The organism is Pseudoduganella sp. GCM10020061 (assembly GCF_042683405.1).
GTDB lineage: Bacteria > Pseudomonadota > Gammaproteobacteria > Burkholderiales > Burkholderiaceae_D > Telluria.
Genome location: NZ_JBHUJS010000002.1, coordinates 747,491 through 769,598, shown reverse-complemented (window position 1 = coordinate 769,598; position 22,108 = coordinate 747,491). Strand labels below are relative to the sequence as shown.

Genomic DNA, 22,108 nt, shown 5'->3' with positions numbered 1-22,108 from the left:
AGTACCCGTCATCCCCGCGTCAGGCTGGGGACTGTCCCCAGCGGGGACCGTCCCCAGCTTTTCGCGGGGATGACGCTTTCAAGAACACATACTCAACAATGGCAAAACACAGCAAAAACATCCCCCAGCGCGGCATCCGCGTGGCCGACCAGATCCAGCGCGACCTGTCCGAGATCATCATGCTGGAGCTGAAGGATCCGCGCGTCGGCATGATCACGCTGTCGGAAGTCAAGCTGACGCCGGACTACGCGCACGCCAAGGTCTTCTTCACGACGTTCAAGGACGACCCCGAGTCGATCAAGAACACGCTGGCCGGCCTGCAAAAAGCCTCCGGCTTCCTGCGCAACCTGCTGGGCAAGCGCCTGCACATCCACACGCTGCCGCAACTGCATTTCGTGCACGACACCTCGACCTCGCGCGGCCTGGAAATGTCGGCCCTGATCGACCAGGCCAACGCCACCCGCGCCGCCGACTTCGAAAGCGACGAAGCGCCTGCTGAACGCAACGACGACGGCGCGAACGACGAGTGAAGAAAGTACGTGACCTGGTCGACGGCGTCCTGCTGCTCGACAAACCGGTTGGACTGTCGTCCAACGACGCGCTGATCAAAGCCAAGCGCATCCTCAACGCAAAGAAGGCTGGCCACACCGGCACGCTCGACCCGTTCGCCACCGGCCTGCTGCCGCTGTGCTTCGGCGAAGCGACCAAGTTCTCGCAGGACCTGCTGGAAGCGGACAAGACCTACGAGACGCTGGTCCACCTGGGCATCAAGACCAACACCGGCGACACCGAAGGCGAGGCCATCGAGACGCGTCCGGTCGACGTGACGATCGGGCAGATCGAGGCGGTGCTGGAGCGTTTCCGCGGCCCGATCCTGCAAGTGCCGCCGATGTACTCCGCGCTCAAGCGCGACGGCAAGGCCTACTACGAATACGCGCGCGAAGGCATCACGCTGGAGCGCGAAGCGCGCCCGGTGACGATCCACCGCCTCGAGCTGCTCGGCTACGATGCGCCGTTCCTCAAATTGTCCGTCACCTGCAGCAAGGGCACCTACATCCGCGTGCTGGGCGAAGACATCGGCGAAGCGCTCGGTTGCGGCGCACACCTGAACGCCCTGCGCCGCACCGGCGTGGGCGCGCTGACGGCCGACGGCATGATCACGCTCGACGACCTGTCGCAGCACGCGGCGCCGTTGTCGCTGCTCGCGCCGGTCGATGCATTGCTCTCCACCTTCCCGTCGGTCGAACTGAACGACGACCTGGCCAAGCGCTTCCTGCACGGCCAGCGCCTCGCGCTCGGCAAGGAACCGTCGGTAGCCGTGCCTGCGGAGCAGGGCAGGGTACGCGTCTACCATGGCGGCCGCCTGCTCGGCACTGGCGTCCTCGGCGAGTACAGCATCCTCGCCCCCGAGCGCCTCATCTCCACCGCCCCCTGAAAATGGGGACAGACCCCATTTCGAAAATGGGGACAGACCCCATTTCCTCGCCCCTGATTTGGCGGATTCCGTCATAAATGGTGCGATTCCGCCATAGGTGGCGCCAGATGCCGGCCTACCCCGGGAGCGTGGGAAATGGGGTCTGTCCCCATTTTGGGGGGTGTCCCCGATTTGTGATGAAACAACATTATTCGCCTTAAAAACAGGCAACTCTTTGAATATCCACGGCTTTTCTCGATGCTGCGCCGCAGAATGGCGCTGGTCGTGCTATAGTCGTGGGTTTCCGAAATTGGCAGCACCGTACACTTCGTACCATCGACCGCAACAATTCTCACGCTGGATAGACAATGTCAGACACCAAACGCGCGATTCGTAATATCGCAATCATCGCCCACGTTGACCACGGCAAAACGACCCTGGTTGACCAACTGCTGCGCCAGTCGGGCACCTTCCGCGAGAACCAGCAGGTTGACACCCGCGTGATGGACTCGAACGACCTCGAAAAGGAACGCGGCATCACGATTCTGTCGAAGAACTGCGCGGTCGAGTACGAAGGCACCCACATCAACATCGTCGACACCCCAGGCCACGCCGACTTCGGCGGTGAGGTCGAGCGCGTGCTGTCGATGGTCGACTCCGTGCTGCTGCTGGTCGATGCGCAGGAAGGCCCGATGCCACAGACCCGCTTCGTCACCCGCAAGGCGCTGGCGCTGGGCCTGAAGCCGATCGTCGTGGTCAACAAGATCGACCGTCCGGGCGCGCGCGCCGACTGGGCGATCAACCAGACCTTCGAACTGTTCGACAAGCTGGGCGCAACCGACGAGCAGCTGGACTTCCCGATCGTGTACGCGTCGGGCCTGAACGGCTACGCCGGCCTGGACGAAAGCGTCCGTGGCGGCGACATGAAGCCGCTGTTCGAAGCGATCCTGAAGTACGTGCCAGTCCGTGACGACAATCCGGACGGCCCGCTGCAGATGCAAATCACCTCGCTGGACTACTCGTCCTACGTCGGCAAGATCGGCATCGGCCGCATCAACCGTGGCCGCGTCAAGACCGGCCAGGACGTGGTCGTGCTGAACGGCCCTGATTCGACCCCGATCAAGGGCCGCATCAACCAGGTGCTGAACTTCAAGGGCCTCGAGCGCGTGCTGGTCGACCAGGCTGTGGCCGGCGACATCGTGCTGATCAACGGTATCGAAGACATCGGCATCGGTTCGACCGTGTGCGCACCGGAAGCGCCTGAAGCGCTGCCGATGCTGACGGTCGACGAGCCGACCCTGACCATGAACTTCATGGTCAACAGCTCGCCGCTGGCCGGCCGCGAAGGCAAGTTCGTCACCAGCCGCCAGCTGCGCGACCGCCTCGAGCGCGAACTGAAGTCGAACGTGGCGCTGCGCGTCGCGCCGACCGACGACGACACCGTGTTCGAAGTGTCGGGCCGCGGCGAACTGCACCTGACCATCCTGATCGAAAACATGCGCCGCGAAGGCTTCGAGCTGGCCGTATCGCGTCCGCGCGTGGTCTTCAAGATGATCGACGGCGTGCGCCATGAGCCGTACGAGATGCTGTCGGTGGACGTGGAAGAAGCAAACCAGGGCGGCGTGATGGAAGAACTGGGCCGCCGCCGCGGCGACCTGCAGAACATGGAATCGGACGGCAAGGGCCGCGTGCGCCTCGAGTACCGCATTCCTGCGCGTGGCCTGATCGGCTTCCAGGGTGAATTCATGACCCTGACCCGCGGTACCGGCCTGATGTCGCACGTGTTCGACGAATACGCACCGGTCGACAACAGCAAGGGTGAACTGGGCGGCCGCCGCAACGGCGTGCTGATCTCGCAGGACGACGGCGCCGCCGTGGCCTACGCGATCTGGAAGCTGCAGGACCGCGGCCGCATGTTCGTGGTCCACAACGACCCGGTCTACGAAGGCATGATCATCGGCATCCACTCTCGCGACAACGACCTGGTCGTCAACCCGATCAAGGGCAAGCAGCTGACCAACGTGCGTTCGTCGGGTACCGACGAGGCAGTGCGCCTGGTGCCGCCGATCCAGATGTCGCTCGAATACGCGGTCGAATTCATCGACGACGACGAGCTGGTCGAGATCACGCCGAAATCGATCCGCCTGCGCAAGCGCTTCCTGAAAGAGCACGAGCGCAAGAAGGCATCGCGCGAAGCGGTGTAATGACAATCCCGCGCTAGCGGAATTCTCCAGGGGGCGCGCAAGCGCCCCTTTGCATATATGAGCACGAAAAAAGACCTGCCATCCCGCCGCCTCTCTGTCGCACCGATGATGGACTGGACCGACCGCCACTGCCGCGTGTTCCACCGGCAGATCACGCGCCACACCTGGCTGTACACCGAGATGGTGACCACCGGGGCGCTGGTGTACGGCGACGTCGAGCGCCACCTGCGCTTTCACGAAGAAGAGCATCCGGTGGCGCTGCAGCTGGGCGGCAGCGATCCGGCCGACCTGGCCATCTCGGCGAAGAAGGGCGAGCAGTGGGGCTATGACGAGATCAACCTGAACTGCGGCTGCCCGTCCGAGCGCGTGCAGAAGGGCGCGTTCGGCGCCTGCCTGATGGCCGAGCCGAAGCTGGTGGCCGACTGCGTCAAGGCGATGCGCGATGCGGTGTCGATCGACGTCACCGTCAAGCACCGCATCGGCATCGACAAGGTCGAGGAGTACGGTTTCGTGCGCGACTTCGTCGGCACCATCGCAGAAGCGGGCTGCGAGACCTTCATCGTCCACGCCCGCAACGCGATCCTCAAGGGCCTGTCGCCGAAAGAGAACCGCGAGATCCCGCCGCTGCGCTATGAGGTGGCCTACCAGCTCAAGCGCGACTTCCCGCAGCTGGAAATCATCATCAACGGCGGCATCAAGACCAGCGACGAAGTGGCGCTGCACCTCGAGCACGTCGACGGCGTCATGCTGGGCCGCGAGGCCTACCACAACCCCTACGTGATGGCCGACTGGGATGCGCGCTTCTACGGCGACGCCAGCCCCGTCAAGACGCGCGGCGAGATCCTCGAGGCGATGATCCCTTACATCGCGGCGGAACTGGAGCGCCATGCCTCGCATGGCCTCAAGCTCAACTCCATCACCCGCCACATGCTCGGCCTGATGGCTGGCCTTCCGGGCGCGCGCGCGTTCCGCCAGACTCTCTCCGACACGAAGAAGCTCGCTTCCGGCGACCCTGCGCTGCTGCTCGAAGCGGCCGCACACCTGCGCTAGCAATGCCAATGGGGACCGATCCCGCCGGGTCTGTCCCCGCCGGCTTGGCGTGAATATCCACGCCGCCAGACCCCCACCCCATGTTAGCACTGTGACAGTGTGGGGTTAACCCGACATTTTCCTTGCGTATTCAACAAGTTAGGTTGCTGTGGGGTAATCGGTGATTCATACTCTCACCATCCAACGGCACCACAAGCAAAGACAAGCCTGTTTGTTGTTGTGTCGAAACATTCTGGCCGCAGAGCAATATTTTTGCATCCGCAGTCATTTTTTGATTTATCCTGACGGTTATTATCGGGTGGCAAGAATTTGTGCATATGTTTGACCAGCCCGCTTGACTGCGCTTCGCCCCGCACCTGCGGGCGATTTTCGATCAATGAGTGTTTCACTATAAAAGAGACAAAATGAATTTGAATGAGATGAAGGTCCGGACGCGCCTGGCCCTCGGTTTTGCACTCGTGCTGGCGCTGCTGGCAATCGTGACCGTGCTGGGCCTGGTGCGTATGGCGCAGATCCAGGACCGCCTGGACCGTGTGGTGACCGTCAACAGCGTGGTATCGCGCCTGGTGAGCGAGATGCGCGATAACGTCAGCGACCGTGAAACCCGCCTGCGCATCCTGACCCTGCTGTCCGATCCGGCCGACATGGAACCGGAGATGCTCAAGATCCGCGAGCAGACCAACAAGTATGGCGTGGCGATGAAGGCGCTGTCGGACAAGTTCGCCGCCGTCGGCTCCGCGGAAGAGAAGGCCCTGCTGGCCCAGATCCGCGAATTCGAAGCGCAGACCATGCCGGCGATCGCCAAGGCGTCCGAACTGTACCTCGCAGCCAACGCCGAGGAAGCGACCCGCGTGATGATCCGCGAAGTGCGTCCGCCGCAGCGCAAGTGGCTGGCAGCCCTGCAGCAGCTGGCGACGATGGAAGAAAAGCTGAACGCAAAGGTTCAGGCAGAAGCGGAAGACGCCTTCAAGAACGCCCGTAATTTCATGGTCGTGCTGGGCCTGGCCGCCGTGCTGGCCGGTATCCTGGCAGCGTGGGCGATCACCCGCAGCCTGCGCAAGCAGCTGGGCGCCGAGCCTGACTACACCGCCCGCATCGCCGGTTCGATCGCCAACGGCGACCTGTCGATCGTGATCGACACCGAAGATTCGGACAAGGACAGCCTGCTGGTCGAGATGAAGGAAATGCGCGACAGCCTGGTCGACATCGTGGCCCAGGTCCGCAACGGCACCGAGACCATTGGCACCGCATCGCGTGAAATCGCGGCCGGTAACATCGACCTGTCCTCGCGTACCGAAATGCAGGCCAGCGCGCTGGAAAAGACCGCGTCGGCAATGGAAGAACTGACTTCGACCGTCAAGCAGAACGCGGACAACGCACGTGAAGCGAACCAGCTGGCGGCGCAAGCCTCCGACGTGGCGCGCAAGGGCGGCGACGTGGTGTCGCAGGTGGTGGACACCATGGGTTCGATCAACGCATCGGCCAACAAGATCGTCGACATCATCGGCGTCATCGACGGCATTGCGTTCCAGACCAACATCCTGGCGCTGAACGCGGCAGTGGAAGCGGCGCGCGCCGGCGAACAGGGCCGCGGCTTCGCGGTGGTGGCGTCGGAAGTGCGCAACCTGGCGCAGCGCTCGGCCGCTGCGGCAAAAGAGATCAAGACCCTGATCGGCGACTCGGTTGAGAAAGTCGAGCGCGGCAGCAAGCTGGTCGGCCAGGCCGGCGTGACGATGGACGAAGTGGTGTCTTCCGTGAAGCGCGTGACCGACATCATGTCCGAGATCGCCGACGCCTCGCAGGAACAGAGCCGCGGCATCGAGCAGGTCAACATGTCGATCATCGAGATGGACAGCATGACCCAGCAGAACGCCGCGCTGGTGGAAGAAGCCGCCGCCGCAGCCCAGTCGCTGCAGGACCAGGCGGGCGAACTGGCGCGCGTGGTCAGCATCTTTAAGCTGACCGAAGGCGAACGCTTCGCAGCGCCGGCACCAGTGGCCGCAGCGCCGGCCGCGCCGGCGATCGCCGCCCAGCCGGCAGCGCGTCCGGCCCCGAAGGCCGCCGCCAAGCCAGCCCTCAAGCGTCCGGACGCCGCGGCCAAGGCAGCCGGCGCCAAACAGAAGAAAGCCGCCGTTGCACCAGTCAGCGACGAGTGGGAAGAGTTTTAAAAACCCGGGGCGGCATCAGCGCCCTCCTGCATAACGAAGTGAGAACAGTAATAATGAAGAAGATTAGCATCATCGCAGCATGCGCGATCCTGTCCGCAAACGCTTTCGCAGCAGAATCCGCACCACAGTTCGACGCACGCAACTGCAAGGCCGAATACCCGAAATCGGCGCTGCTGAACGAAGAGCAGGGCACCGTCACTGCGTCGTTCCTGGTCTCGGCCGACGGCCGCGTGGAAGACTCCAAGCTGGAGAAGTCGTCCGGCTCGCGCACCCTGGACAAGGCCGCGATCAAGGCAATCAGCAGCTGCAAGTTCAAGCCGGGCACCAAGGACGGCGCACCGACCCAGGCATGGGCGAAGGTCGATTACGCCTGGTCGCTGTAACAAACCGCGGCCGGCTGCGCGAGCGCACCGGCCAACGCACTATCAATTGACTATGTAGTACAACAGGAGACGTTTATGAAAACGCGTTCGATGGGTGTCGCTGCTATTGTTTTCGCTGCTTTCGCTGGATCGGCCATGGCGGCCGACAAGGATGCCAGCTTCGATCCTGCCGTGTGCAAGGCCGACTATCCGAAGGCATCGCTGATGAACGAGGAACAGGGCACGGTCTCGATGTCCTTCCTGGTCGCGGCCGATGGCTCGGTGGTCGAGTCGAAGCTGGAAAAGAGCAGCGGCTTCAAGAACCTGGACAAGGCGGCGCTGAAGGCGCTCTCCGCGTGCAAGTTCAAGCCGGGCATCAAGAACGGCGCGCCGGCGCAAACCTGGACCAAGGTCGATTACGCCTGGAAGCTGGACTGATCCCGCGTTCCGCTTAAACGTTTCTCCCGCGTGGCGGTGTCTTTACGGCGCCGCCACCGCATCCCCTCCGCGCCGCCCCCAGGCGTTGCCCCTCCCTGCTTCCCATCCCGCGCACGATTGACCCGCAGCCTTGTCGCTGTTGAATTATTTTTGTGTAAAATTATTGATTGCCCGTGCTTGGCCCGATGATCGCTACATGAACGCTCCTGATTCCCGCAATTTTTCAGTATTACTGATTGACGACGAAAGCCTGGCCGAAGATTTTGTCAGGCACAGCATCCAGGACTGCGGCATCGCGCTCCACTACCTCAACGACCCGGCGCGCGCCGCTGCCGTCGCATTGGAGGTGCAGGCATCGGTGGTGGTGGCCGATCTGCGCATGCCCGGCATGGACGGATTCGGCGTCACCCAGCTGCTGCGTTCCACGCCGGGCACCGAGCATATTCCCGTGATCCTGCTGTCCTCGCAGGAAGACCCCGATATCAAGTCGCGCGCGTTCGCGAGCGGCGCCAACGACTACCTGGTCAAGTGGCCCGATTCGCGCGAGCTGGTGGCGCGCATCCGCTACCACAGCGCCGCCTACCGGGCGTTGCAGCAGCGCGACGAGGCCTTCAATGCGCTAAGGCGCAGCCAAATCGAGCTGGCGCAGAGCCAGGCCGCGCTGCACCAGTCGCAGAAGATGGAAGCGATCGGCCAGCTTACCGGCGGCGTGGCGCACGATTTCAACAACGTCCTGCAGATCATCGGCGGCAACCTCCAGCTGATCAAGCTGGTGGGCGGGGTCAGCGACAGCGTCCGCGCGCGCATCGATACCGCGCTCTCGGGCGTGGAACGCGGCGCGCGCCTGGCTGCCCACCTGCTCGCGTTCGCGCGCAGGCAGCCGCTGCAATCGGTGGTGGTGGACGCCGGTGAAGTGATCGGCGAGATGCGCGAGATGATGCAGCGCGTGCTGGGCATGCGCATCGACATCACGGCCGACATCGCGCCCGGGCTCTGGCTCACCGCCGTCGACCCGGGCCAGCTGCACAACGTGATCCTGAACCTCTCGATCAATGCGCGCGACGCCATGCCCAAGGGCGGGCGCCTGCTGATCCGCGCGACCAACGTGCCGTCCGGCTCGGCGGCGCTGTCCGAAGTGGGCAACGGCGATCACGTGCTGATCGAAGTGCAGGACGAGGGCGTGGGCATGCCGCCGGAAGTCATGCAGCGCGCGTTCGAACCCTTCTACACCACCAAGCCCACCGGCCAGGGCACCGGCCTGGGCTTGTCGATGGCCTACGGCTTCGTCAAGCAGTCCGGCGGCGAGATCCAGCTGGACAGCCAGCCGGGACGCGGCACCACGGTGCGCATTTTCCTGCCCCGCAGCGATGGCGAACCAGTGCAGCAGGAGCCGCAGGTCAGCTGCCACGGCGCCGACGGCGTGTGCACGATCCTGGTGGTGGAAGACGAAGAGGATGTGCGTACCACCACGGTGGCGCTGCTGTCCGCGCTGGGCTATCGCGTGATGGAAGCGCCCGATGCGGACAGCGCGGCGGCCATGATCGAATCGGGCCTGCAGGTGGACCTGGTGTTCTCCGACGTGGTAATGCCGGGGCGGCTGACCAGCTACGACCTGGGGCAGATCGTCAAGCGCAAGCTGCCGGATGCGCAGATCCTGTTCACCTCAGGTTACGCGGAAGGGGTGCTGGCGCACGAAGGAAAGCTCGATCCGTCGGTCAGCCTGCTGCACAAGCCGTATAACGCCGAAGCCTTGTCGGCGCGGATCCGCCACCTGCTGCGCCGGCGCGCAACGAAAGCGGCGGCGTAAGCCGCTCAGGTCTGTGGCGGACGCACGTAGCGCGCCGAGCCCGGAGGCGGCTCGTTCAGCACCGCCCAGAACACGCCCAGGTCCGCGATCGCGCGCACGAATTCCTTGAAGTCCACCGGCTTGACCACGTAGGCGTTCACGCCCAGCGAATAGCTGCGCAGCAGGTCCTGTTCCTCGCGCGATGAGGTCAGCATCACCACCGGCATGCTGCGCAGCTTCTCCGAGCCGCGCACCTCGCGCAGCACTTCGATGCCGTCCACCTTGGGCAGCTTCAGGTCGAGCAGCATCACGGCCGGGTTGCCGGCGGTGCGGCCCTCCCAGTCTCCGCGTGCCAGGAGGTAGTCGAGCGCCTCGGCGCCGTCGCGCACCACGATTACCTCGTTCGCAAGCTGGCTCTTCTCAAGCGCGATCAGCGTAAGTTCCAGGTCGTTGGGATTGTCCTCGACCAGCAGGATTGGTTTGAGCATTGCTGTCCCTACAGGGGTAATTGTTTTGGAATCGTGAAGCTGAAGGTCGCGCCCCGGTCGGGGGCGCCCACGGCGCGCACCGTGCCGCCGTGCCGCTCGACGATGCGGCGCACATTGGCCAGGCCGATGCCGGTGCCGCCGAAGTCTTCCATCCGGTGCAGGCGCTGGAACACCCCGAACAGCTTGTGCGCGTAGTCCATATTGAAGCCGACGCCGTTGTCGGCGACATGGAAGATGAAATTCGCGCCATCCTGTTCGGACCAGACCCGGATCCGGGCCGGTTCGCGCCGCGCCGTGAACTTGACGGCGTTGGCGAGCAGATTGTACACGGCCAGGTGCAGGAAGGAAGGGTCGGCCTCGACCGCCGGCAGCGGCTCGACCTGCCATTCGATCGCACGTCCCTGCAGGTCGGGGCCCATGCGCTCGATGCAGCCGCGCACCAGTTCGCCCATCTCGATGCGCACCGGCCGCAGCGCCGCGCGGCCCATCTGCGAAAAACTCAGCAGGTCGTCGACCAGCTTGCCGGCCAGGCGGGCGGAATCCTTGATGTTGTTGAGGAAGCGCGCGCGCCGCGCCGGGTCGGCCTGGTCGCCGGTTTCCAGCAGCAGGTCCGAGAAGCCGACAATGTGGCGCAGCGGCGCGCGCAGGTCGTGCGACACCGAGTACGAGAACGCTTCCAGCTCCTTGTTGGCGCGTCCCAGTTCGGTCGCCAGTTCCGCCATCTGCTCGGCGCGTTCCAGCGCGATGCCCAGCAGGGCGGTGCGGAATTCGAGCGCCAGTTCCAGTTCGGCCGGATGCCATGGCGCGCTGGTCGCGCGCACGGTTTCGCGCCAGGTCTCGAAGCTGGTGCGGGGCGACAGCTGGCCGCCGGCGCCTGCCTTGGCATGCGGATTGCCGGCCCATTCGATGGTGCTGATCCGTTCGGGGCGGAACCACAGCAGGTAGTGCTTGTGGATGCGCGAGACCGGCATCGCCAGCACGCCGCTTGCCTGTGCGGTGAATTGCGCGGCCGGCGGATAGACCTCCGACAGCCGGTCGGTATGGAAGATGTCCTGGTGGCCGTTGGCGTCCAGCCATTGCACCAGCTCGCGCACCTGGGCCGCCGACGGCGTGTTGCCGCTGCATGCTTCCCGGTCGCCCATCACGATCGCGACGCCATCGGCGCGCGCGAAGCGCAGCAGCTCCGGGAAGATCCCGCGCATATTGTCGAGGAAGTCTTCGCCCTTGGTCAGGCTGGCCAGCATCGACACCATCGAGCGGCGCACCTCGAGGCGGAACTGCAGGTCCTCGGCCACCTCGCGCGATTCGATGCGCAAGGCCAGCAGCTGGCCGATCTGTTCGCAGGCGGTGCGCTTGTCGAACGGGACGTCGCAGGGTTGCTCGTTGTGGCACGAGATCAGTCCCCACAGCTGGCCCTGGACCATTAGCGACACCGACATCGATGCGTAGGTGCCCATGTTGCGCATGTACTGCAGGTGTACCGGCGAGACCGAGCGCAGTGCCGCGAACGACAGGTCGTTGGCCTTGCCCGTAACCGGGTTCATCGGCGGCACCAGCGGCGACGGCTCGTAGGCCGCATCGCGGATCAGCCGGATATGGTTGCGCGCGTACAGCGCCCGCGCCTGCTGTGGGATGTCGGCGGCGGGGAAGCGGTGCCCCAGGTAGGACGGGTGATGCTCGTCGCGGCATTCGGCCAGCACGTGGCCGTGGCCCTCGGCGTCGAAGCGGTACACCAGCACGCGGCCGAAACCGGTCACGCGCCGCATCTCGGAGGCGGCCACCGTACTCATCGCCTCGATCGAATCCACGTCGTTCAGCTTGAGCATGAAGTCGGCGATGGTCGAATAGAGGTGGCGGAACTGCGCCGGCGGCCGGCCGTGTACCTCCTCGAATTCGAGCAGCACCAGCTGGTCGCAGGCATGCGCGAGCACATCGTAGTGGCGCCCATCCAGCGCGACGGTGCCGGCGTAGCTGGGACGCTCGCGCAGCCGGTCAGGCTCCAGCTCCGGCGCCAGCAGCGTTGCCGCTTCGGCGCCTACCGCATCGGCCAGTGGGCGGTCAAGGACGCCCGCCAGCGGGCGCCCGGCCTGCCGTTCGAAATTGGCGCTGGCCTGCACCACCGCGCCGCCGTGCAGCGCAAGCAGGAAACCATGGGGCTGAATCGCGCCAGGGAAGCTGATCGGCTCCTGGTCGCAGCCGGTCAGTGCTCGGGTAATGTGTTCGCTCAGTGCTTGTGTCACGTTATTTCACCATCGCAAGTTCGGCGCGCTCGCCGCGACGTTGTTCGAACCAGCCGGCCAGGGAATCGAAGCCGGCGGCTGCCGCGTCGCACGCAGCGCTGATTTCCTGCGGTGTGTGGACATGCCCGGCCAGCGCGTGCAGGAATCCGCGCCACCGTTCGCCATTCTGCTCGCCATAGCCTTCCAGCCAGCGCGGTTCCCATCCGTCCAGCGCCTGGTCCAGCCGCTGGCGCAACTGCTTGGTGCCCAGCTGCGCGCCCTCGATCACATAGGCCAGGCCGAAGCGGCTGGCCTCCGATGACAGGTCGGGCGCGAACACGCTGGCGGGCAGGGCGCCGATTTCGCTGCGCGACATCCCCGCGCTGTTCAGGTCTTGTTCGATCCAGGCCAGCTTGCCGGCGCGCGCCGGCGCCTGCAGCTCGTTCGGCCATTCGGCGTCCCAGAGCGCTTGCTCGAATGCGCGCAGCCAGCCATGCATGTCTTCCAGGTAGTGCAGGTAGTCAGTGCGGGTGGCGCCGTCCGACGCGACCGCGAGATGCTGCTCCAGGGCTGCGTGGGAGCGCGCGGTCGCATTGCGCAAGGCGGTAAGTACAGGGGACGTCGTCATTCGGCAGGAGAACGGTAAAACGCAATTCTAGCTTCAAACAGGGCTGCTGTGCGCGTGTTCAGGCGCGTTCCGGCGCGAGCCGCTCGATGACCTGGACCAGCGTTTCGTACGTGACCGGTTTGGTCAGGTGATGGTCGAAGCCGCCTGCCAGCGCAGTGTCGCGGTCTTTCTGCTGGCCGTAGCCGGTCAGTGCGACCAGCGCGGGATGGCCGATGCCGGGCAGGGCGCGCACGGCGCCGGCCAGCTGGTAGCCGCTCATGTCGGGCAAGCCGATGTCGAGGAACGCCAGGTCCGGCCGGAACTCGCGCGCCGCCTGCAGGGCGCTGGCGCCGTCGTTGGCGGTGACGATCTCGTGGCCGGCGTACTCCAGCAGCGACGCCAGCATGTCGGCCGAGTCGCTGTTGTCGTCCACCACCAGGATGCGGCGCTTGTGGAATGCCGGCTGCTGTTGTTCCGGCTGCGCTTGCGCCGGCTCGCACGGCGAGCTCCTGGGAATGCGGATCTCGAAGGTGCTGCCCTTGCCGGCGCCTTCGCTGCGCACGGCCACGGCGCCGCCGTGCAGTTCCACCAGTTTGTGCACCAGCGACAGCCCGATGCCCAGCCCGTCCTGGACCCGTTCATCGGTGTGGCGGCCCTGCTCGAACAGCTTGAAGATTACGTCTGCATCCTTGGGTTCGATCCCGATGCCGTTGTCGGTAACGCAGACGACGGCGTCGCCGCCGTCGTCGTGCACGCCGATCGAGATGGCGCCACCTGCCGGGGTGAACTTGGCTGCGTTGTTCAGCAGGTTGCCGACCGCCTGCGCCAGCCGCACCTCGTCGCCTTCCACGCAGATGTCGTGCGCCGGCATCGACACGGACAGCGTATGGCGGCCGCGCTGGATGGCCGGGTCGGCCGTCTCGATCGCCGCTGCCACTACCTTGTTGAGCAACAGCTTTTCCTTGCGCACCGTGATCTTGCCTTGCGAGATGCGCGACACGTCCAGCAAGTCCTCCACCAGCCGCACCATGTGGTCGGTCTGGCGGATGATCATCTGGCGCGCGTTCTCCTGCGCCGGCGGCGCGTACGGATCGAGGTGGCGCAGCAGCTCCACCGCGCTGCGGATCGGGCCGAGCGGGTTGCGCAGCTCGTGCGCCAGGATGGCCAGGAATTCGTCCTTGCGGCGGTCCACTTCGCGCAGCTCGCGCTCCACGCGGCCCAGGCGCAGCAGGGCGCGCACGTTGGCCAGCAGTTCTTCCGGCTCGATCGGTTCGAACAGGTAGTTGTCGGCGCCGGTATCGAGCGCGCGCACCTTGTCGGTAATGCCGATGTAGGACGCCGAGGTCTGCAGGATCAGGATGTGGCGGGTGGAGGTGTCCTCCTTGAGCTGGCGGCACACCTCGAATCCGTTGATGTCGGGCAGGCGGGTGTCGAGCAGCACCAGCGCGGGCTTCTCGACGGAGGCGCGCTGCAGCGCTTCAAGGCCGCTGGCCGCCTCGATCACGTCGAAGCCCGCGCGCGACAGGATGCGCGTCTTGGCGTAGCGCGCCGCGTCCGTGTCGTCCACGTTGAGGATCAGGTTGTCCTTTGACTTGGTGTTCATGTCAGCCCTTTGATTCCGGCGTTGCCGCGACCAGCCGGTCGATGGCGGCGAGCAGTTCCTCGCGCGCGACCGGCTTGACGAAGTACGCATCCGCACCGAGGGCAAAGCCCTTTTCCTGGTCCGCCACCTCGGACACGATGATGACCGGGACCTCGCGGCGCTGTTCGCTATTTTTGACGCGGGCGAGCCAGCGCCACGAATCCTCGCCATTCAGGTACAAGTCTAGCAGCACTGCAGCCGGGGCGGCAGTTTGCCACATCTGCTCGGCTTCGTACACGCTGCGCGCGAGCACCGCCCGGTACGGGCTGTCGGCGAAATAGCGCTTGTACAGCTGGGCCGTGCCTTTGTCGTCTTCCACCACCAGCACCGGAATGCCGCGCTCGGTGCGCGGCTCCTCGTCCGGCAGCGCGGCCGGCTCGTCGCCGTCGCGGTACTGCTGCGGCAGCAGCGCGGTGAAGGTCGAGCCTGCGCCCAGGCTGCTGACCAGTTCGACCCGTCCGCCCAGCAGGCCGGCCAGCTTGCGGCACAGCGGCAGGCCCAGGCCCGTGCCCTTGACGCGCCGCTGCAGGCGGTTCTCCACCTGGCTGAATTCCTCGAACACGAGCTGCTGGTGCTCGGCCGCGATGCCCACCCCGGTATCGCGCACCGAAAACGCCACCAGTCCGTCGCGGGTGCGGCGGGCGCTGATGCGCACTTCGCCGGCCTCGGTGAACTTGAGCGCGTTCGAGATGAAATTGCGCAGGATCTGCGACAGCTTGGCCTCGTCCGTGTACATCACCAGGCCCGGCTCGACCGGATCGAACACCAGCTCCACGGTGGTGGCCACCAGCAGCGGGCGCAGCATGCCGCGCAGCGCCGAGAACAGGTCGTCCACCTCGAATTCCACGGGGCGGATCTCGATCTTGCCGGCCTCGATCTTGGCCAGGTCGAGCAGGTCGTCCACCAGTTCGCTGAGCGACTCGGCGCCCTTGAGGATGAAGCGGACCTGCTTTTCCTGCTCCGGCGTGAGATCGCCGTCGACCCGCTCCAGCAGCAGGCGCGAGAGCGCCCGGATCGACGAGAGCGGGGTGCGGAACTCGTGGCTCATGTTGGACAGGAAGCGCGACTTCATCTCGTCCGCGCGGCGCAGGTGGTCGGCTTTCTCGTCCAGCTCCGCGTACAGCGCGACCACGCCGCGGTTGGTGTCTTCCAGCTCGCGCGTGAGCTGCATCAGCTCTTCCTGGCGCGTCTTCAGTTCGGCCAGGGTGCCGAGCAGCTCGCGGTTCTGCTGCTGCACCTCGGCCAGCGTGACGTCCACCGGCAGGCTGGCCAGGCGCGAACCGATGTCCCCCAGCAGGCTATTCGTCATGCGCGGCGCATCGGCCGGCAGCAGCTTTTTCAGCGTGATGGTGGTGCCCATGCCCGGCGCGCTCTGGATGTCGAACTGGTCGACCAGGCGGCGCGCGCCGATGATGCCCAGGCCCATGCCGGTGGGCGACTGGTAGCGCCCCGACAGCACAAGGTCCAGGTTGGCGATGCCGCGGCCCTTGTCCTCGATGCGGATCACCAGCAGCTGGGGCGAGGTTTCGCCTTCGATCGAGAATTCGGCGCGGCCGCTGCCGGCGTAGTTGTAGACGTTGCGCGCCAGTTCCGACACGGCCGTCGCCAGGCGCGCCTGGTCCTGCATGCCGAAGCCGCACAGCGAGGCGACCTGGCGCGCGCGCTGGCGCGACGCGACCACGTCCAGTTCGGAGTGGATCGCGAGGGTGAGGATGCGAAAGCTCATTGGTGCTGGCCTTGCCGGTCGCGCACGACCAGCACTGCGACGTCGTCGCGTTTGCGGGAAAAATCGCGGTACAGGACCGCGGCGATCAAAGCCGGATGGCGCGACACCAGGCCGGGGTACTGGTCCAGGTCCCAGCGCGAGGCCAGGCCGTCCGAGTGCATCACGATCATCGCGCCGGGGTTCCACGGCATCGAGAATTGCTGCACCTTGCGCATATTGCTGCCCACGATGCCGTTGTGCGACACCAGCTGCTTGCGTTCACCGGCATTGAACAGGTGCGCCGCGACGTTGCCGACGCCGGCGAAACGCACCTCCTCCTCATGGGTGTCCACCTGCGCCACCGACACGGCGGCGCCGCGCGTCGAGCGCAGCATGCCATGCGCGTGTTCCAGCAGCGTGGACGGGGGCAGGCCCGGTTCGCGCGCGATGGCAGCGGCAGCCGCGCCGGACGCCTGCGCCGCCAGCGGGCCATGGCCCAGCCCATCGGCCACCACGAGGGTGGCCTGGGTCGGCGCGCACGACACGCTCCAGCTGTCGCCGCAGGCCGATTCGCCGGCGATCGGCTGGCACACCACGCCGACCTGGAAACTGTCCTGCGGCGGCGTATCGCCCGCCCACAGGACCATGTACAGCACCGTGCCCTTGCCGGGCGCGGTGTAGATGTCGAACTCGGAGGCCATGCGTTCGATCGCGCCCAGGCCCACGCCATAGCTTCCGGCGGTGGAGGTGCCGTCTGCCATGCTGCCGGCCAGGTCGCGGATGCCCGCCCCGTGGTCGAGCGCGATCACTTCCACGCCTTGCACGCCCGCGCGCGCGGTGGGACGGAGCAGGATTTCGCCGTGGCCGGCGTGCTTGAGGATATTGGTGGCCGATTCGGTCACCAGCAGCGCCAGCTGGCCCGCGGTGATCTCGCCAAAGCCCGCGGCGGCGGCCAGTTCCAGCGCCGCGCGCCGGGTCGATGCCACCTGCGTGCCTTCCGCCAGCGCGAACGCCTGCTGGCGGCAATCCGCACTTAAAACGGTTTCCATTTGCGGATCTTTACAGTAGTGCCGGCGCCGGGCGCCGATTCGATTTCAAATTCGTCGGACAGACGCTTGGCTCCGGACAGACCGAGGCCCATGCCGCCGCCTGTGGTGTAGCCATCCTTGAGCGCGAGCGCGATATCCGGGATGCCCGGACCCTCGTCGATGAACTCCAGCGCCAGTCCGCGCCGCATGCCGTTGGTGACCGCGATCACGCGCGCCTCGCCGCCGCCGCCATAGCGCAGCGTGTTGCGCGCCAGCTCGCTCGACGCGGTGACGATCTTGGTCTGGTCGATCAGCGAGAACCCGGCCGCGACCATCTGTTCGCGCACCAGCTGGCGCAGGCGCACCACGTCCTCGTCCGAGCGCAACGGCATTATTTTCACATCTGCCTCGTTGGCCATGCCGTCCTTATGAGTCCCGTTGCAGCATCTTCATGCCTTGCTCGACGTTGAGCGCCGTCTTCACGCCATGCAGCGTGAGTCCGAGTTCGACCAGGGTGATCGCCACCGCAGGCTGCATCCCGACCAGCACCGTGTGCGCATCCAGGATGCGCGCCATGGCGGCGGTGTTACTGATCATGCGGCCGATGAACGAGTCGACGATGTCCAGCGCCGAGATGTCGATCAGGACACCGCGCGCGCGGTCGCGCACGATGCGGGAGGTGAGGTCATCCTGCAGCGTCATCGCCAGGCGGTCATGCATGTCCACTTGGATCGTGACCAGCAGCAGGTTGCCCATCTTGAGAATGGGGATGCGTTCCATGGAAGCCAACCTTTACGCCAGTTCCTGCGAATACGTCACGTTCGCGCCGACGCGCTTGAGCGCGACGAGGAACGCGTCGGCCAGGCTGGCCTTGGTGATCACATCCTCCAGGTTGACGCCCAGGTGCACGATGGTCTGTGCGATCTGCGGACGGATGCCGGAGATGATGCAGTCGGCGCCCATCAGGCGCGCGGCCGCCACCGTCTTGAGCAGGTGCTGGGCCACCAGGGTGTCCACGGTCGGCACGCCGGTGATGTCGATGATCGCGATCGAGGCGCCGGTCTCGATAATCTTTTGCAGCAGGTTCTCCATGACCACCTGCGTGCGCGCGCTGTCGAGCGTGCCAATCAGCGGCAGGGCCAGCACGTCGCGCCACAGCTGCACCACCGGGGTGGACAGCTCCAGCAGCTCCTGCTGCTGGCGCATGATGACCTGCTCGCGCGACTTGGTGAATTCTTCGATGGTGTACAGGCCGAGCTGGTCGAACAGCGCGCCGACCGACGAAGTCTCGTCGACCAGTTCGCGCGAATCGTCGACCGAATCGCGCAGCAGCGCGAACACCGGCTCCTTCAGCGAGAACACGAAGGTGGCGGTCTCGATCGGGGTGTAGCCCTGGCGCACGCGGGTGGCCGACAGGTCGGCCAGCTGCTGGCGCACTTCGCTCCAGGCCGGGGTGTCGATGTCATAGCTGTTGCCTTTGGCGGCGGCGGCGGCAACCAGCGGCAGGAAGCGCGATGCGACTGCGCGCAGTTCCGTTTCCGCGTTCTTGTCGCGGCGGACCATGCGCGACAGCATGCCGTTCAGCCAGCCGTCCAGCAGGGCGTTTTCATGGGTCTTCAGTACGTTGGCCAGGTGGCCGGTAGTAGTCGTGCTCATTCAGGCTCCGGTGGAAGTTAACCAAATGTAATTATTGAGTGCTAAGCCGGCCGATTTTATGCCATATCGGCCAAGTGCATACACACAATTGGAGGAAATTGCGCCGTGTAAATAATAGAGCGCCGCGATGGGAGGGCGGCATGGCGGAATCGGCCATGAATGGGCCGATTCCGCCACGGCGTGGGCGCCCCGCAGCCGGTGGCGGGGGCGCAGCCGTATCAGGCGTCGAGCAGGGCCTGGAGGGCGTCGAGTTCGTACGGTTTGGGCAGGACGGTGAACTGGCCCGGGTGCGCGTCGGCGAGCGATTCGCCGTAGCCCGAGGTCAGCACCACTTTCACATGCGGGAAGCGGCGCCGCGTTTCCCTGGCCAGTTCGACGCCGTTCATGCCCGGCAGGATGTAGTCGCTGAAGACCACGTCGAACGGGCTGGCTTCGAGGCGGGCGAGCGCTTCCTCGGCTGTGGCCACCGCGTCGCGGTCGTAGCCGAAGGCCGCGAGCACATCGCATACCATCTCGCGCGCGTCGGCATTGTCCTCGACCACCAGCACCCGGCGCGGGCCGGCGGGCCGCGCTGCGGCTGTGCCGGCGGAGGCTTGCGGCGCCGGCGCGGGTACATCCGGCACCGCCGGCGCGCCGGCCGCCTGCGCCGCCGGTGCATGGTCCGCCAGCACCTCGCGCAGCTTGCGCGCCAGCTGCTCGCGGCCGTACGGCTTGCTGAGCAGCTGCACGCCGGGATCGAGGCGTCCGCCCTGGCTGATCACATCCTGGGTATAGCCGGACGTGAACAGCACCCGGATACCGGGCGCCAGCTCGCGCGCCATCTGCGCCAGCTCCGGGCTGCGCGGAACGCCCGGCATCACAACGTCGGTGAACAGCAGGTCCAGCGAGACGCCCGAGCGCAGGATCGCCAGCGCGCTTTCGCCATTGTCGGCCTTGAGCACGCTGTAGCCCAGGTCGGTCAGCATTGCCACCACGGTTGCCTGCACCGCCTTGTCGTCTTCCACCACCAGGATGGTTTCGCTGCCGCCCACCGCGGGGCCGCTGTCGGGCAGCGGCATCTCGGTCTCCGCCGCAAACGAGCGCGGGAAGTACATCCGCACCGTGGTGCCGCAGTCTGGTTCGCTGTCGATATGCAGGTGGCCGCCGCTCTGCTTGACGAAGCCGTACACCATCGACAGGCCAAGGCCGGTGCCCTGGTGTTCGGGCTTGGTCGTGAAGAACGGCTCGATCGCGCGTTCCTTGATGGCCGGGTCCATGCCGCTGCCGTTGTCGGTCACCGCCAGCATCACGTACTCGCCGGCCGCAGCATCGGGGTGTGTGGCCACATATTGCTGGTCCAGCGTCGCGTTGGCGATCTCGATGAACAGGCGGCCGTCTTCCTGCATGGCGTCGGACGCGTTCAGCACCAGGTTGAGCACCGCGTTCTCGAGCAGGTGCGGGTCCACCAGCGCGCGCCACAGCCCATCGCTCACCGTGGAGTGCACCTCGACGCCTTCGCCGATTGCCTGGTGCAGCAGGCCTTCAAAGGTGGCCAGGCTGCGCCCCAGGTCCAGCACGCGGGGGCGCAGCGGCTGGCGCCGTGCGAAAGCGAGCAGTTGCGAGGCCAGCGTGGCGCCGCGCTGCACGGCGTCGACGGCCGCCTGCAGGCGAGCCTGGGCCTGCCGGTTGCCGCCCAGGCAGGACTCCAGCAACTGCAGGTTGCCGCCTACAATCTGCAGCACATTGTTGAAGTCGTGCGCCACTCCGCCGGTCAGCTTGCCGATGGACTCGAGCTTTTGCGATTGCAGTAGCGCTGCGCGGGTTTCTTCCAGTGCCTGCGTGCGTTCGGCCACCAGCGTCTCCAGCGTATTCTGGTAGCGCTTGACTTCGTCCCGCGCGAGCTTGCGCTCCGTGACGTCGTTGCCGTGCACGAAAATGCCGTTCGGCTTGTTATCCGGGCCAAACAGTGGCTGATAGATGAAGTCGAGGTAAGTCGTTTCCAGCGGATCGCCCACCTGGACTTCCATGTCGAAGCCGATGAACGGTTCCCCGGTCTCGTACACCTTGTCCAGCAGTTCGAAGAAACCCTGGCCGCGCAGTTCCGGTAGCGCCCCGCGTACGGTCTTGCCGATCACCTCGCGATGGGCAATCAGGCGGTCGTATGACTCGTTGGTCAATTCGAACACGTGATCCGGGCCGCGCAGCACGGCAATGAAGCCGGGCGCCTGTCCGAACAGCTGCAACAGGTTGTTCTTGTCGGTTTGGAGCTGGCGCGCCAGCATCAGGGCAGAGCGCGTGTCTTCCAACGTACGGGTGCGCTCTTCGACCAGCGCCTCAAGCTCTGCCTGCTTGCGCCGGACTTCTGCCTGGGCCTGCACCTGTTCGGTGACGTCGTTCCCCTGCGAGATGATGCCGATCACGGCGGCGTTGTCGTCAACGATCGGCTGGTATACAAGGTCGAGGAAGCGTTCTTCCGCTGGCGCGCCGCCCTCCGGCTTGACGGTGATTGGAAGGGCGCGGCCGACGTAGGGCACGCCGGACTGGTACACCTGGTCGAGCAGTTCGAAAAAACCCTGTCCTTCCAGTTCGGGCAGTGCCTCGCGCACTGGCTTGCCGATGATGTCCCGGTACTCGGCCAGCCGCGCGTGCGCTGCATTCTGCAACTCGTACACGTGGTGCGGACCGCGGAAGAAGGTGACGAAGCCGGGCGCCTGTTCGAACAGGCGCAGCAGGTCTTCGTAGCGGCTGTCGCCAGCGGGCAGGGTGGTAGTGGCGTCGCGGCTGGCGTGCGAAAGGGGACTGCTCATCGTCGGATCTGTCTGGATGGGGACACGGGCCTGGCGCCGTGCCATTGTTGGAAGGCGGCCAATGTAGCACAGGGGCGCAATTGTTGCATTACAGGTGGAAGACGTCAGCGGAAGCGGTCACTTTAACGAAACGAAACGTGTGTCGGGGTCAGGCGCGCAGCCGTAGACTCAAGGGTTCCCACCCATACAACGGAGGAGCTGCGATGTCCCATGAAAAATTTCAGGAATGTATCGATGCGTGCGATGCCTGCGCGGCGGCATGCGACCACTGTGCGGCAGCCTGCCTGGGCGAAAACGACGTCAAGATGATGGCGCGCTGCATCGCGCTGGACATGGACTGCGCCCAGCTGTGCCGCCTGGCGTCTGCCTGCATGGCGCGCGGCAGTGAGTTTGCCGCAGCCCTGTGCCGCCAGTGCGCCGACGTCTGCGCGGCGTGCGGCGACGAATGCGGTAAGCACCAGATGGACCACTGCCAGGAGTGCGCCGCAGCGTGCCGCCGCTGCGCGGACGCGTGCCGTGCGATGTCCGCCGCTGCCTGATCGACGATTCCGCCGA

General features: G+C 65.6%; 19 protein-coding genes. 9 read left to right on the top strand and 10 right to left on the bottom strand.

All coding sequences use genetic code 11. The annotated features are described in order from the left end of the window. Window positions 1-98 precede the first annotated feature (98 nt). From rbfA to ACFSQR_RS07265, 8 genes are all read left to right on the top strand, one after another. Window positions 99-530: a 30S ribosome-binding factor RbfA gene (gene rbfA, locus ACFSQR_RS07300; RefSeq protein ID WP_377728995.1), complete on the top strand. Its 432-nt coding sequence runs from the start codon at window positions 99-101 to the stop codon at window positions 528-530. Continuing rightward, window positions 527-1,435 carry a tRNA pseudouridine(55) synthase TruB gene (gene truB / locus ACFSQR_RS07295; RefSeq protein ID WP_377728994.1) on the top strand — a complete coding sequence of 303 codons (909 nt, stop codon included), beginning with the start codon at window positions 527-529 and terminating at the stop codon, window positions 1,433-1,435. Before rbfA ends, truB begins: the two co-directional genes overlap by 4 nt. Window positions 1,436-1,782: 347 nt before the next feature. Beyond that, entirely contained in the window at window positions 1,783-3,618 is a 1,836-nt protein-coding gene (typA, locus tag ACFSQR_RS07290; protein ID WP_377728993.1) for a translational GTPase TypA, read from the top strand. A gap of 57 nt (window positions 3,619-3,675) precedes the next feature. Continuing rightward, on the top strand, window positions 3,676-4,668 hold the full coding sequence (dusA, locus tag ACFSQR_RS07285; protein WP_377728992.1) for a tRNA dihydrouridine(20/20a) synthase DusA: 993 nt from the start codon (window positions 3,676-3,678) through the stop codon (window positions 4,666-4,668). 404 nt (window positions 4,669-5,072) lie between these two features. Beyond that, on the top strand, window positions 5,073-6,836 hold the full coding sequence (locus tag ACFSQR_RS07280; protein ID WP_377728991.1) for a methyl-accepting chemotaxis protein: 1,764 nt from the start codon (window positions 5,073-5,075) through the stop codon (window positions 6,834-6,836). A gap of 53 nt (window positions 6,837-6,889) precedes the next feature. Next, window positions 6,890-7,219: an energy transducer TonB gene (locus ACFSQR_RS07275; protein ID WP_377728990.1), complete on the top strand. Its 330-nt coding sequence runs from the start codon at window positions 6,890-6,892 to the stop codon at window positions 7,217-7,219. A 75-nt stretch (window positions 7,220-7,294) separates the two neighbouring features. Continuing rightward, window positions 7,295-7,636: an energy transducer TonB gene (locus ACFSQR_RS07270; protein ID WP_377728989.1), complete on the top strand. Its 342-nt coding sequence runs from the start codon at window positions 7,295-7,297 to the stop codon at window positions 7,634-7,636. Between the two features lie 196 nt (window positions 7,637-7,832). Further along, window positions 7,833-9,443 carry a response regulator gene (locus tag ACFSQR_RS07265; RefSeq protein ID WP_377728987.1) on the top strand — a complete coding sequence of 537 codons (1,611 nt, stop codon included), beginning with the start codon at window positions 7,833-7,835 and terminating at the stop codon, window positions 9,441-9,443. Window positions 9,444-9,448: 5 nt separating this feature from the next. On the opposite strand, the gene ACFSQR_RS07260 is transcribed toward ACFSQR_RS07265, so the two are convergent. The 10 genes from ACFSQR_RS07260 to ACFSQR_RS07215 form a co-directional block, all read right to left on the bottom strand. Then, window positions 9,449-9,910, bottom strand: a complete 462-nt coding sequence (locus ACFSQR_RS07260; RefSeq protein WP_377728986.1) for a response regulator — start codon at window positions 9,908-9,910, stop codon at window positions 9,449-9,451. Between the two features lie 8 nt (window positions 9,911-9,918). Beyond that, window positions 9,919-12,150, bottom strand: coding sequence for an ATP-binding protein (locus tag ACFSQR_RS07255; RefSeq protein WP_377728985.1), 2,232 nt, complete (start codon window positions 12,148-12,150; stop codon window positions 9,919-9,921). A gap of 1 nt (window position 12,151) precedes the next feature. Then, window positions 12,152-12,757, bottom strand: a complete 606-nt coding sequence (locus ACFSQR_RS07250; protein WP_377728984.1) for a biliverdin-producing heme oxygenase — start codon at window positions 12,755-12,757, stop codon at window positions 12,152-12,154. Between the two features lie 58 nt (window positions 12,758-12,815). Then, window positions 12,816-14,339, bottom strand: a complete 1,524-nt coding sequence (locus ACFSQR_RS07245; protein ID WP_377728983.1) for a response regulator — start codon at window positions 14,337-14,339, stop codon at window positions 12,816-12,818. A gap of 1 nt (window position 14,340) precedes the next feature. Next, entirely contained in the window at window positions 14,341-16,104 is a 1,764-nt protein-coding gene (locus tag ACFSQR_RS07240) for an ATP-binding protein (RefSeq protein WP_377728982.1), read from the bottom strand. Then, complete coding sequence (locus ACFSQR_RS07235) at window positions 16,101-17,132, bottom strand: SpoIIE family protein phosphatase (protein WP_377728981.1); 1,032 nt, start codon at window positions 17,130-17,132, stop codon at window positions 16,101-16,103. The genes ACFSQR_RS07240 and ACFSQR_RS07235 overlap by 4 nt, the downstream gene beginning before the upstream one ends. After that, complete coding sequence (locus ACFSQR_RS07230; RefSeq protein WP_377728980.1) at window positions 17,117-17,530, bottom strand: anti-sigma regulatory factor; 414 nt, start codon at window positions 17,528-17,530, stop codon at window positions 17,117-17,119. The genes ACFSQR_RS07235 and ACFSQR_RS07230 overlap by 16 nt, the downstream gene beginning before the upstream one ends. A 7-nt stretch (window positions 17,531-17,537) precedes the next feature. Next, window positions 17,538-17,891 (bottom strand): STAS domain-containing protein, encoded by a 354-nt coding sequence (locus ACFSQR_RS07225; protein WP_377728979.1) that lies wholly within the window; start codon window positions 17,889-17,891, stop codon window positions 17,538-17,540. A gap of 12 nt (window positions 17,892-17,903) precedes the next feature. Beyond that, on the bottom strand, window positions 17,904-18,767 hold the full coding sequence (locus ACFSQR_RS07220; RefSeq protein WP_377728978.1) for an STAS domain-containing protein: 864 nt from the start codon (window positions 18,765-18,767) through the stop codon (window positions 17,904-17,906). Between the two features lie 218 nt (window positions 18,768-18,985). Beyond that, entirely contained in the window at window positions 18,986-21,553 is a 2,568-nt protein-coding gene (locus ACFSQR_RS07215) for a response regulator (RefSeq protein WP_377728977.1), read from the bottom strand. Between the two features lie 203 nt (window positions 21,554-21,756). Between ACFSQR_RS07215 and ACFSQR_RS07210 the strand changes: the two genes are divergently transcribed. Then, on the top strand, window positions 21,757-22,092 hold the full coding sequence (locus ACFSQR_RS07210) for a four-helix bundle copper-binding protein (RefSeq protein ID WP_377728976.1): 336 nt from the start codon (window positions 21,757-21,759) through the stop codon (window positions 22,090-22,092). Window positions 22,093-22,108 lie beyond the last annotated feature (16 nt).

What these genes read in the sequence shown, in the direction of transcription:
- rbfA (WP_377728995.1), top strand. Translation starts at nt 99, where the DNA reads ATGGCAAAACACAGCAAAAACATCCCCCAGCGCGGCATCCGCGTGGCC.
- ACFSQR_RS07280 (WP_377728991.1), top strand. Translation starts at nt 5,073, where the DNA reads ATGAATTTGAATGAGATGAAGGTCCGGACGCGCCTGGCCCTCGGTTTT.
- ACFSQR_RS07210 (WP_377728976.1), top strand. Translation starts at nt 21,757, where the DNA reads ATGTCCCATGAAAAATTTCAGGAATGTATCGATGCGTGCGATGCCTGC.
- typA (WP_377728993.1), top strand. Translation starts at nt 1,783, where the DNA reads ATGTCAGACACCAAACGCGCGATTCGTAATATCGCAATCATCGCCCAC.
- ACFSQR_RS07250 (WP_377728984.1), bottom strand. Translation starts at nt 12,757, where the DNA reads ATGACGACGTCCCCTGTACTTACCGCCTTGCGCAATGCGACCGCGCGC.
- ACFSQR_RS07265 (WP_377728987.1), top strand. Translation starts at nt 7,833, where the DNA reads ATGAACGCTCCTGATTCCCGCAATTTTTCAGTATTACTGATTGACGAC.
- ACFSQR_RS07225 (WP_377728979.1), bottom strand. Translation starts at nt 17,891, where the DNA reads ATGGAACGCATCCCCATTCTCAAGATGGGCAACCTGCTGCTGGTCACG.
- ACFSQR_RS07220 (WP_377728978.1), bottom strand. Translation starts at nt 18,767, where the DNA reads ATGAGCACGACTACTACCGGCCACCTGGCCAACGTACTGAAGACCCAT.
- ACFSQR_RS07245 (WP_377728983.1), bottom strand. Translation starts at nt 14,339, where the DNA reads ATGAACACCAAGTCAAAGGACAACCTGATCCTCAACGTGGACGACACG.
- ACFSQR_RS07230 (WP_377728980.1), bottom strand. Translation starts at nt 17,530, where the DNA reads ATGGCCAACGAGGCAGATGTGAAAATAATGCCGTTGCGCTCGGACGAG.
- ACFSQR_RS07270 (WP_377728989.1), top strand. Translation starts at nt 7,295, where the DNA reads ATGAAAACGCGTTCGATGGGTGTCGCTGCTATTGTTTTCGCTGCTTTC.
- ACFSQR_RS07215 (WP_377728977.1), bottom strand. Translation starts at nt 21,553, where the DNA reads ATGAGCAGTCCCCTTTCGCACGCCAGCCGCGACGCCACTACCACCCTG.
- ACFSQR_RS07235 (WP_377728981.1), bottom strand. Translation starts at nt 17,132, where the DNA reads ATGGAAACCGTTTTAAGTGCGGATTGCCGCCAGCAGGCGTTCGCGCTG.
- dusA (WP_377728992.1), top strand. Translation starts at nt 3,676, where the DNA reads ATGAGCACGAAAAAAGACCTGCCATCCCGCCGCCTCTCTGTCGCACCG.
- ACFSQR_RS07240 (WP_377728982.1), bottom strand. Translation starts at nt 16,104, where the DNA reads ATGAGCTTTCGCATCCTCACCCTCGCGATCCACTCCGAACTGGACGTG.
- ACFSQR_RS07275 (WP_377728990.1), top strand. Translation starts at nt 6,890, where the DNA reads ATGAAGAAGATTAGCATCATCGCAGCATGCGCGATCCTGTCCGCAAAC.
- ACFSQR_RS07260 (WP_377728986.1), bottom strand. Translation starts at nt 9,910, where the DNA reads ATGCTCAAACCAATCCTGCTGGTCGAGGACAATCCCAACGACCTGGAA.